The sequence below is a fragment of the Nocardiopsis halophila DSM 44494 genome, assembly GCF_000341245.1.
Classification (GTDB): domain Bacteria; phylum Actinomycetota; class Actinomycetes; order Streptosporangiales; family Streptosporangiaceae; genus Nocardiopsis_A; species Nocardiopsis_A halophila.
This window is the reverse complement of record NZ_ANAD01000031.1, coordinates 1-8,197: the sequence shown is the minus strand read 5'-3', so window position 1 is coordinate 8,197 and position 8,197 is coordinate 1. Positions and strand designations below refer to the sequence as shown.

At 73.1% G+C, this 8,197-nt stretch carries 9 protein-coding genes; 6 read left to right on the top strand and 3 right to left on the bottom strand.

What is annotated here, in order from left to right:
• Positions 1–973, top strand: a 973-nt coding sequence (locus D450_RS0103670) for a zinc-binding dehydrogenase (RefSeq protein WP_017537323.1), incomplete at its 5' end; no start/stop codon positions are given.
• Positions 974–1,044: 71 nt separating this feature from the next.
• A complete protein-coding gene (locus D450_RS0103665) occupies positions 1,045–2,784 on the top strand; it encodes a class I adenylate-forming enzyme family protein (protein ID WP_017537322.1) in 1,740 nt (579 codons plus the stop codon).
• Positions 2,785–2,794: 10 nt separating this feature from the next.
• Here the strand turns inward: D450_RS0103665 and D450_RS0103660 are convergent, their stop codons facing one another.
• A complete protein-coding gene (locus tag D450_RS0103660; protein ID WP_017537321.1) occupies positions 2,795–3,985 on the bottom strand; it encodes an acyl-CoA dehydrogenase family protein in 1,191 nt (396 codons plus the stop codon).
• 81 nt (positions 3,986–4,066) lie between these two features.
• Here D450_RS0103660 and D450_RS0103655 point away from each other — a divergent pair, with 81 nt between their 5' ends.
• Together D450_RS0103655 and D450_RS0103650 are read left to right on the top strand one after the other, a co-directional pair.
• Positions 4,067–5,167 (top strand): acyl-CoA dehydrogenase family protein, encoded by a 1,101-nt coding sequence (locus D450_RS0103655; protein WP_017537320.1) that lies wholly within the window; start codon positions 4,067–4,069, stop codon positions 5,165–5,167.
• Positions 5,168–5,272: 105 nt separating this feature from the next.
• On the top strand, positions 5,273–5,938 hold the full coding sequence (locus D450_RS0103650) for a hypothetical protein (protein ID WP_017537319.1): 666 nt from the start codon (positions 5,273–5,275) through the stop codon (positions 5,936–5,938).
• Between the two features lie 21 nt (positions 5,939–5,959).
• Here the strand turns inward: D450_RS0103650 and D450_RS0103645 are convergent, their stop codons facing one another.
• Positions 5,960–6,145: a DUF397 domain-containing protein gene (locus D450_RS0103645; protein WP_017537318.1), complete on the bottom strand. Its 186-nt coding sequence runs from the start codon at positions 6,143–6,145 to the stop codon at positions 5,960–5,962.
• The gene (locus D450_RS0103640; RefSeq protein ID WP_026128361.1) at positions 6,142–6,954 is read right to left on the bottom strand and encodes a helix-turn-helix domain-containing protein; all 813 of its coding nucleotides are present in this window, start codon (positions 6,952–6,954) and stop codon (positions 6,142–6,144) included. The genes D450_RS0103645 and D450_RS0103640 overlap by 4 nt, the downstream gene beginning before the upstream one ends.
• A gap of 183 nt (positions 6,955–7,137) precedes the next feature.
• Between D450_RS0103640 and D450_RS0103635 the strand changes: the two genes are divergently transcribed.
• A complete protein-coding gene (locus D450_RS0103635; RefSeq protein WP_017537316.1) occupies positions 7,138–7,353 on the top strand; it encodes a hypothetical protein in 216 nt (71 codons plus the stop codon).
• A gap of 104 nt (positions 7,354–7,457) precedes the next feature.
• Positions 7,458–8,099, top strand: a complete 642-nt coding sequence (locus D450_RS0103630; RefSeq protein ID WP_017537315.1) for a DJ-1/PfpI family protein — start codon at positions 7,458–7,460, stop codon at positions 8,097–8,099.
• Positions 8,100–8,197 lie beyond the last annotated feature (98 nt).

Here is an 8,197-nt window from a genome sequence, read left to right as displayed (position 1 = left end):
CTGCCACTCCGACCTCTCCCTGTCCAACGGCACGCTCCCCCAGACCATGCCGGCCGTGCTCGGGCACGAGGGGGCGGGCACGGTCGAGGCCGTCGGGGAAGGCGTCACCGCCGCCGCCCCAGGCGACCAGGCGGTGCTGAACTGGGCCCCCGCCTGCCGCACCTGCTGGTTCTGCACCAATGACGAGCCCTACCTCTGCGAGCGCTCAGGGGACGCGGCGCGCACGGCCTACGCCTCTCTCCCCGACGGCACCCCCGTGCACGCCGGGCTGGGCACCGCCGCCTTCGCCGAGGCGACGATCGTCCCCGAGAACGCCCTGGTCCCCCTGCCCGGCGGGGTCGACCCCGCCGCCGCCGCGCTGCTGGGCTGCGCCGTGCTGACCGGGTGGGGCGCGGTCGCCAACTCCGCCGGCGTGCGCCCGGGCCAGTCGGCCGCCGTGATCGGCCTGGGAGGCGTCGGACTGGCCGCCCTGCAGGCCGCCCGCAGCGCCGGGGCCGACCCGCTCATCGCCGTCGACGTGTCCACCGCCAAGGAGGAGCTCGCCCGCGCGCTGGGCGCCACCCACTTCGTCACCGCCGGGGACGCCGCCGCCAAGGAGGTGCGCGGCCTGACCGAGGGCCGGGGCGTCGACCACGCCTTCGAGGTGGTCGGCTCCTCCGCCGCGGTGCGCAGCGCCTGGAGCATGACCCGGCGCGGCGGCACGACCACCGTCGTGGGCGTGGGCTCCAAGGACGACCGGGTGTCCTTCAGCGCCCTGGAGCTCTTCCACTTCGCCCGCACCCTGCGCGGCTGCGTCTACGGCTCCTCCGACCCGGCCCGCGACGTGCCCCTGCTGGCCGGGCTCGTCCGCGACGGCTCGCTCGACCTGGCCTCGATGGTCACCGACGAGATCGGCCTCGACGGCCTGCCCGACGCCTTCCTGCGCATGCGGCAGGGGCGCGGGGGCAGGTCCCTCGTCCGCTTCGCCCCCTGACCCGGGGCGGGGCGACCGCGGTTCCCTCCCCGCCCTGCCCCGGGCGGGGCCCGACCCTAGGGAGTGTGCGCATGACCGAACCCCCCGTCCAGCGACCGGTGCGCGCGATCGGCGCCGTGACCGCCCGCCTGCTCCATGCGGGCAGCCCCTACGAGATCGAGATCGCCGACGTCGCCGGGGTCCCCACGCGGGTGTGGAAGAACGCCGTGCCGACCCTGCGGGACGCCCTGGAGGCGGGGAAGGCCTTCGGCGACGCGCCCGCCCTGGTCTACGGGGACGAGCGGCTGACCCACGCCGAGTTCTACCGGCACGCCGCCACCATGGCGCGGCGGATGGCCGAGGAGTACGGCGTGGGCAAGGGCGACCGGGTGGCCCTGGCGCTGCGCAACTACCCCGAATGGGTGATCGCCTACTACGCGGCCGCCTCGATCGGCGCGATCCTGGTCCCGCTCAACGCCTGGTGGAGGCGCGAGGAGCTGGAGTTCGGGCTCACCGACAGCGGGGCCCGGCTGCTGGTCGCCGACGGCGAGCGCATCGCGGAGCTGGGCGGGGCCCCCGCGCGCCTGGGCCTGCCGGTGATCGCGGTGCGCGCGCAGGGGGCGCTGCCGGAGGGGGCGCGCCCGTGGCCGGAGGTGCTGGGCGCGGTGGAGCCGGACGCCGAGCCCCCCGCGGCCGAGCTGCACCCCGACGACCCGGCGAACATCTTCTACACCTCCGGCACGACCGGGCGCCCCAAGGGGGCGGTGGGCTCGCACCGGAACATGATCTCCAACCAGATCTCGGCCGACTACGCGCGCATCCGCTCGCTGATGCGGCTGGGCCTGGACATGCCCGACGCCCAGGCCTTCCTGGACGCGGTCGGGGCGGCCACCGTGCTGTGCACGGTCCCGCTGTTCCACACCACGGGCGCCCAGTCGGTGATGTACCCGGCGCTGGCCAAGGGCGGGGCGCTGGTGCTGATGTACAAGTGGGACCCCGAGGAGGCGCTGCGCCTGATCGAGTGCGAGCGGGTCACCGCGATCACCGCCGTGCCGTCGATGATCGCGCAGATGCTGGCCTGCCCCCGGATCGACGAGTACGACCTGACGAGCCTGCTGGTGCTCTCCAGCGGCGGCGCCCCGGCGGCGCCCGCCCTGGTCTCGCGGGCCCGGTCCGGGCTGCACGAGCTGATGCTGGGGCAGGGCTACGGGCTGACCGAGTCCTCGGCGATCGCCACGGTCAACGGCGGCAGCGACTACCTGCTGCGGCCGGACAGCGCGGGCCTGCCGGTGGCGGTGGTCGACGTCAAGGTCGTGGGGCCGGACGGCACGGAGCTGCCTCCGGGCGAGGTCGGCGAGGTCCTGATCAGCGGGCCGGGGATCGTGCACGGGTACTGGAACCGGCCAAAGGAGACCGCGGAGACGTTCAAGGACGGCTGGCTGCACACCGGCGACCTGGGCCGCCTGGACGAGGAGGGCTTCCTCTCCATCGTCGACCGCGCCAAGGACCTGATCATCCGCGGCGGGGAGAACGTGTACTGCGCCGAGGTCGAGGCGGCGGTGCACGAGCACCCGGCGGTGGGCGAGGTCGCCGTGGTGGGCGTGCCGCACGAGGTCCTGGGCGAGGAGGTGGCGGCGGTGGTCGGCCTGCTCCCGGGAACGGAGCTGACCGAGGAGGAGCTGCGCGCCTACCTGGAGCCGAAGCTGGCCGCCTTCAAGATCCCCGCGCACATGCGCATCGTCACCCGGGAGCTGCCGCGCAACGCGGCGGGCAAGCTGCTCAAGAAGCGGGTGAAGCAGGAGTTCGGGCTGGCCGGGGACGGGGAGGCGTAGGGGCCTCCCCTCATGAGCGGCGGTCCCGGGGCAGACCGAGGACGCGTTCGGCGATGGTGTCGCGCTGCACCTCGTCGGTGCCGGCGTAGATGGTGTCGGCCCTGGAGAAGAGGAAGAGCCGCTGCCAGCGGTCCAGTTCGTAGGGCGGCCCGGAGGCGAGCGCGCCTTCGGGCCCGGCCACCTCCATGGCCAGCTCGCCGAGGCGCCGGTGCCACCGCGCCCAGTGGATCTTGGAGATCGACGCCTCGGGCCCCGGGACGCCGTCGGCCAGCCCCGCCATGGTCCGCAGCGCGGTGGCGCGCATGGCGCGCACATCGATCCACGCGCGTGTGAGGCGGTCGCGCAGGAGGGGGTCGCGCGCCGCCCCGTTCGTCCGGGCCCGCTCGGCCAGCGCGCGCAGCTCCCGCTCGTAGCCGACCTGCCGTCCGAGCGTGGAGACGCCGCGTTCGAAGCCCAGGGTGGCCATGGCGACGCGCCACCCCTCCCCCGGTGCGCCGACGATGTGGTCGGGCTCGGCGCGCGCGCCGTCGAAGAAGACCTCGTTGAACTCCGATGTCCCGGTGAGCTGGGTGATGGGCCGCACCTCCACGCCGTCCTGGCGGAGCGGGACGAGCAGGAAGCCGAGCCCGTCCCTGCGCGTCGATCCCGGGTCGCTCCGGGCCAGGACGAAGCACCAGTCGGCCTCGCGCGCGTGGGAGGTCCACACCTTCTGGCCGTGGACGCGCCAGTGGGGGCCGCCGGGCCCCTCGCGCCGTTCGGCGCGGGTGGAGACCGCCGCCAGGTCGGACCCGGCTCCGGGCTCGGAGTAGCCCTGGCACCAGAGTTCCTCTCCGCGCCTGATGGGCGGCAGGAAGCGGTGCCGCTGCCCGGGGGTGCCCAGGGCGATGAGGGTGGGGCCGAGGAGTTCCTCGCCGATGTGGCCGACCCGCGCCGGGGCGTCGGCCAGAGCGTACTCCTCATGGAAGGCGACCTGCTGCCCGATGGTGGCGCCGCGCCCGCCGTGCTCGGCCGGCCAGCCGATGCAGGTCCACCCGGCGGCGGCCATCCGCCGCTCCCAGGAGCGGCGCAGCGCGAAGGCCTCGTGGTCGCGGCCGGGGCCGCCCGTGCCGCGGGCGTCGGCGAAGGCGCCGGCGAGGTTCTCCTCCAGCCAGGCGCGGATCTCGCGGCGGAACCCGGCGACCGGGTCGGCTTCGGCGGTCATGGGCCCCCTCTGGTCCGCGGCGGCGCACACGGCTAACCTAGCAAACGATTGGTAGGTTATCGAGGGCGCCGGGAGGCCGGTATGCGTTTTCGCGCCGAGCACGCCGAGCTGCGCGACACCGTGCGGCGCCTGTTGGCCCGCCATCGCGGCGCGGCGGCATGGCGGCCCCTGGCCGAGCAGGTGGGGGCGTCCGGATTGGCGGTGCCCGAGCACCTCGGCGGTGCGGGGTTCGGGCCGTTGGAAGTGCACGTGGTCATGGAGGAGCTGGGACGTGCGCTGGCGGAGACCCCGTTCCTGTCCTCGTCGGTCCTGGCCGCGCAGGCGCTCGTGCAGTGCGGCCCGTCGGCTCTCCGGGACGCTTGGCTCGGCCGCCTGGCGGAGGGGACGGCCACGGCGGCGCTGGCGTGGGCCGAGGACGGCGGCTTCGACCTGACCGGCCCCACCACGCGCGCAGAGCACGCGAGTAGGTCCCGCCCGGGGGCCGGGGAGGGCCCTTGGAGGGTCACCGGGCGCAAGCGGCACGTCCTGGGGGCCGACGACGCCGACCTGCTCGTCGTGGCGGCGTCGACCGTGGACGGTCCCGCGGTGTTCGCGCTCGACCCGCGGGCCGAGGGCGTATCGGTGGCCGAGCACGTCCCCGTGGACCTGACCCGGCCCCAGGCCGACACCGTCCTCGACGGCGCTCCGGCGCACGCCCTCTCCCTCAGCGGAGAACGCATCCTGTGGGACGTCCTGACAGCGGCGTGCACGGCACTCTCTGCCGAACAGGTCGGGGGTGCGGCGCGCTGCGTGGAGATGACGGTCGCCTACGCGGGGACACGGGAGCAGTTCGGGCGGCCGATCGGCTCGTTCCAGGCGGTCAAGCACCGCTTGGCCGACATGTACGTGGCTTTGGAGAGCGCCCGTTCGCTGTCCTACGCGGCCGCGTTCGCGCTGGACGACGGCTCCCCTGAGGCGTGGATCGACGCCTCGGCGGCCAAGGCGGCCTGCTCGGAGGCCTACCGGGACATCGCTGGGGAGGCGATCCAACTGCACGGGGGCATCGGGGTGACATGGGAGCACGACGCCCAGCGGCACTTCAAGCGCGCGCACGGATCGGCGCTGCTGTTCGGCACGCCCGAATGGCACCGGCGGCGACTGGCGCCCGTCCTAGGGCTGGACGCGGTGACACCCCCGCTCTGACCGATTGCGGCAAGGGGGGACACACCGGTACGACCACCCTGACATGGAAGAATCATGCCCCGACCGACACACCGCGCATGTACCGACGACTCGGGAGTCGACGGGATGACCGTGATCGAAGGCGTCCGCGCGCGCCCCGGCGGACGGCGCGCCCTGCGGTTCGAGGCGACGGGCTATCGCGCCGATCCGCGCCCGGCCGTGCGGTTCTTCAACCGCGTCTTCTCCGCCTGGCCGATGTTCACCGCCGGCGTGCTCCTGGCCGCCTCGATCGCGGCGGCGCTCGCCCTCGACCCGTCGGCCGTCGACGAGCGGCTGCGCACAGCCGTCATCGCGGTGCTGGTCGCCGCCCTGCTGTACCTGGTCGCGGGGCTCCTCTACCACCAGGGCGGCGAGATCCTCGGCGAGCTGCTGGGCTATTTGCTGGTGGGGCTGCTGCTGGGACTGCTGGCGGTGTGGGCGGCCGTGTGGCTGTTCCTGCTGCCCTTCCCCCGGCTCCGGCGACGGGCGTCCGCATGGTGGAAGGGGCGCTGGCCCGACGAGGAGCGCCGCCCCAAGTGGCGCTCGCGGGCCGCGTACCAGCGCGTGCCGTTCGCCGAGCTGGCGTCGGGGAGCATCACCTACGACGGCCAGGGCGACGTGGTGGCCACCGTGCGGTTCAAGGACGGCAGCGAGGTGGTGTACACGGCCCGGGGCGAGTCGGGGGAGAAGCTGGAACGCGAGTTCCGCAGGGCACTGGGCAACCGGCTGGGCGCCGGCCGCTGGACACCGTGAGGGCCGGCGGCCGCAGCGCGCCTACCCGGTGCGCTCCTCCAGCCCTCTCAGGAACGCCTGCCATTCGGCGCACGGGAACGCCAGGTGACCGAGGCCGGGGTTCCTACTGTCGCGGACGTGGACGCGCTGCACGGCCAAGCGGGACTCGACGCAGTTCGTGTCCCCCTTGCTGAAACTCGACTTGCGCCAACCCGTCTCGCTGATCATTCGATCTCTCCTTGCACCTGTTCCATGAGGGCGAGCGACTGCTCAGGGGGCAGTGCCACTCCCCTGAGATCCGCCATCAGCGCCATGTGCTCATCGACGAGTTCCTGGTCGACGACCACACCGCCGCCGGAGCGGGTCTCCTGGTAGAGCACCAGGTTCGACTCGGGGAGGCGGACGAGTTTGAAGCCCCCCTCCAAGCCCGGATGGTTCAAGGTCGCGGCGGGCACCACCAGCACCTCCGCCTGCTCCCACGAGGCGATGGCCCGCAGATGATCAAGCTGCCCCTTCATTGTCGCAGGGCTTCCGACTCGTCTGCGCAATACCGACTCGTCCAGGACGACGCTGAGGAAGGGGGCCTCCTCCCCTTGGAGGATGGCCTGCCTCTCGACGCGCTCCTGGACCTTGCGGCCGACATAGGACCGGGGCACCCTCCTGTCTCCGGCCTCGATGGAGGCCCGAGCGTAGTCCTCGGTCTGGACCAGGCCCGGCACGAGCAATGGATGGTACTCCTGGATCTCCAGCGCCCGACGCTCCAGAAGCGGAAGCTCTCGGAACCACTCCGGCGGTTCATAGGCCTTGAAAGCGTGGTCCCATGCGGTGACCAACCGCCCCTCAGCGGTAAGCACACGGTCGATTTCGACCGCAAAATTCCTTTTCGGTCGTTTCTTTCCGCATTCGAAATCGCTGACCGTGCTCTGGGAAGCGAGAACGGCCGCAGCCAGCTCCTGCTGTGAGATCCCTGCACTGACACGGGTCCGACGCACCTCGGCACCGAACCTCTCCATCGCGGTGAGTCGGTTTACCACCATGGATCTGCTTTTACCATCCACTCATCGCGCGCAACCGCCCTCTACGGAGAGATCAAGGCGCTCAAAGCGATACATGGATCTCACCGGTTCGCGATGACACGGTAATCGCAGAAAAGGCCCCGGCGACCGCACCACCGGCCCCGGGGCGTGGTCTCACCCGGACAAACCAGAGAGGCGAGACGAATGGACGATATCCCACTGGCCGCGGACTCGGAGTACGAGGCCGCCATCGCCCGCGTCGCGAACAAGGCCGCCGTCTACGGCCTGCGGCTGACGCGCCGCCCCACCCCCGTCGGGCAGCTCTACACGCTGGCCGGCCCGAGCGGCCGCCCGCTGACACGGCGGCCCTACCTGGCCGACATCCAGACCACCCTGCGCCGCCTGGGCATCGACGCCTGAAGCCGGGCTGCCGCGCGGCAGGCGAGGGGGCCGCGCAGCAGCCCTCCCTTGATTGACGACGTCCGGCCATTGACAACACCTTGTCGAATCGACAAGATGTTGTCATGAAGAACGGAACCGTGCACCTCGCCGTCTACGACACGCTCGCCGACTGGGAGACCGGGTACCTGACCGCCCACCTGCGCAACGGGCTCGCCCACCGGAGCCCCGGCGGGTACGGCGTCACCACCGTCGGCCTCGGCACCGGGCCCGTCACCACGATGGGCGGCGTGCGCATCACCCCGGACCTCGCCCTGGACGGCCTCGACCCGGCCGACAGCCTGATGCTCGTCCTGCCGGGCGCCTCGGCCTGGGACGCCGACCCCGAAGGGCTCGCCCCCTTCGCACGGGCCGCGCGCCGCTTCCTGGACTCCGGCGTCCCGGTGGCGGCCATCTGCGGCGCCACCGGCGGCCTCGCGCGCGAGGGCCTGCTCGACGAGCGGGACCACACCTCCAACGCGCCCGACTACCTCGCCGCGACCGGGTACAACGGCGCGGGGCGCTACCGGGACGAACCCGCCGTCACCGACCGCGACGTCATCACCGCAGGGGCGCTGGCCCCCATCGAGTTCGCCCGTGAAGCCTTCGCCCGCCTCGGCGTCTTCGAACCCGACGTGCTCGACGCCTGGTACCGCCTCTTCGCCCACCGCGACGCCGGCGCGCTGAAGGTGCTGGAACAGGCCGCCGGCGGCACCGGGGAGGCGTAGTGCAGGACGAGCCCACCGCGCAGGCGCGACAGCAGGAACTCCTCTCGGCCGCCGCACTGACCTCGTTCCGGCTCAACGGCCGCTTCCTCGCGGTCGCC

Bases quoted from the DNA above. Each gene is read 5' to 3' on its own strand.
- D450_RS0103665 (WP_017537322.1), top strand. From the start codon at position 1,045: ATGACCGAACCCCCCGTCCAGCGACCGGTGCGCGCGATCGGCGCCGTG.
- D450_RS0103650 (WP_017537319.1), top strand. From the start codon at position 5,273: ATGACCGTGATCGAAGGCGTCCGCGCGCGCCCCGGCGGACGGCGCGCC.
- D450_RS0103635 (WP_017537316.1), top strand. From the start codon at position 7,138: ATGGACGATATCCCACTGGCCGCGGACTCGGAGTACGAGGCCGCCATC.
- D450_RS0103645 (WP_017537318.1), bottom strand. From the start codon at position 6,145: ATGATCAGCGAGACGGGTTGGCGCAAGTCGAGTTTCAGCAAGGGGGAC.
- D450_RS0103655 (WP_017537320.1), top strand. From the start codon at position 4,067: ATGCGTTTTCGCGCCGAGCACGCCGAGCTGCGCGACACCGTGCGGCGC.
- D450_RS0103630 (WP_017537315.1), top strand. From the start codon at position 7,458: ATGAAGAACGGAACCGTGCACCTCGCCGTCTACGACACGCTCGCCGAC.
- D450_RS0103640 (WP_026128361.1), bottom strand. From the start codon at position 6,954: ATGGTGGTAAACCGACTCACCGCGATGGAGAGGTTCGGTGCCGAGGTG.
- D450_RS0103660 (WP_017537321.1), bottom strand. From the start codon at position 3,985: ATGACCGCCGAAGCCGACCCGGTCGCCGGGTTCCGCCGCGAGATCCGC.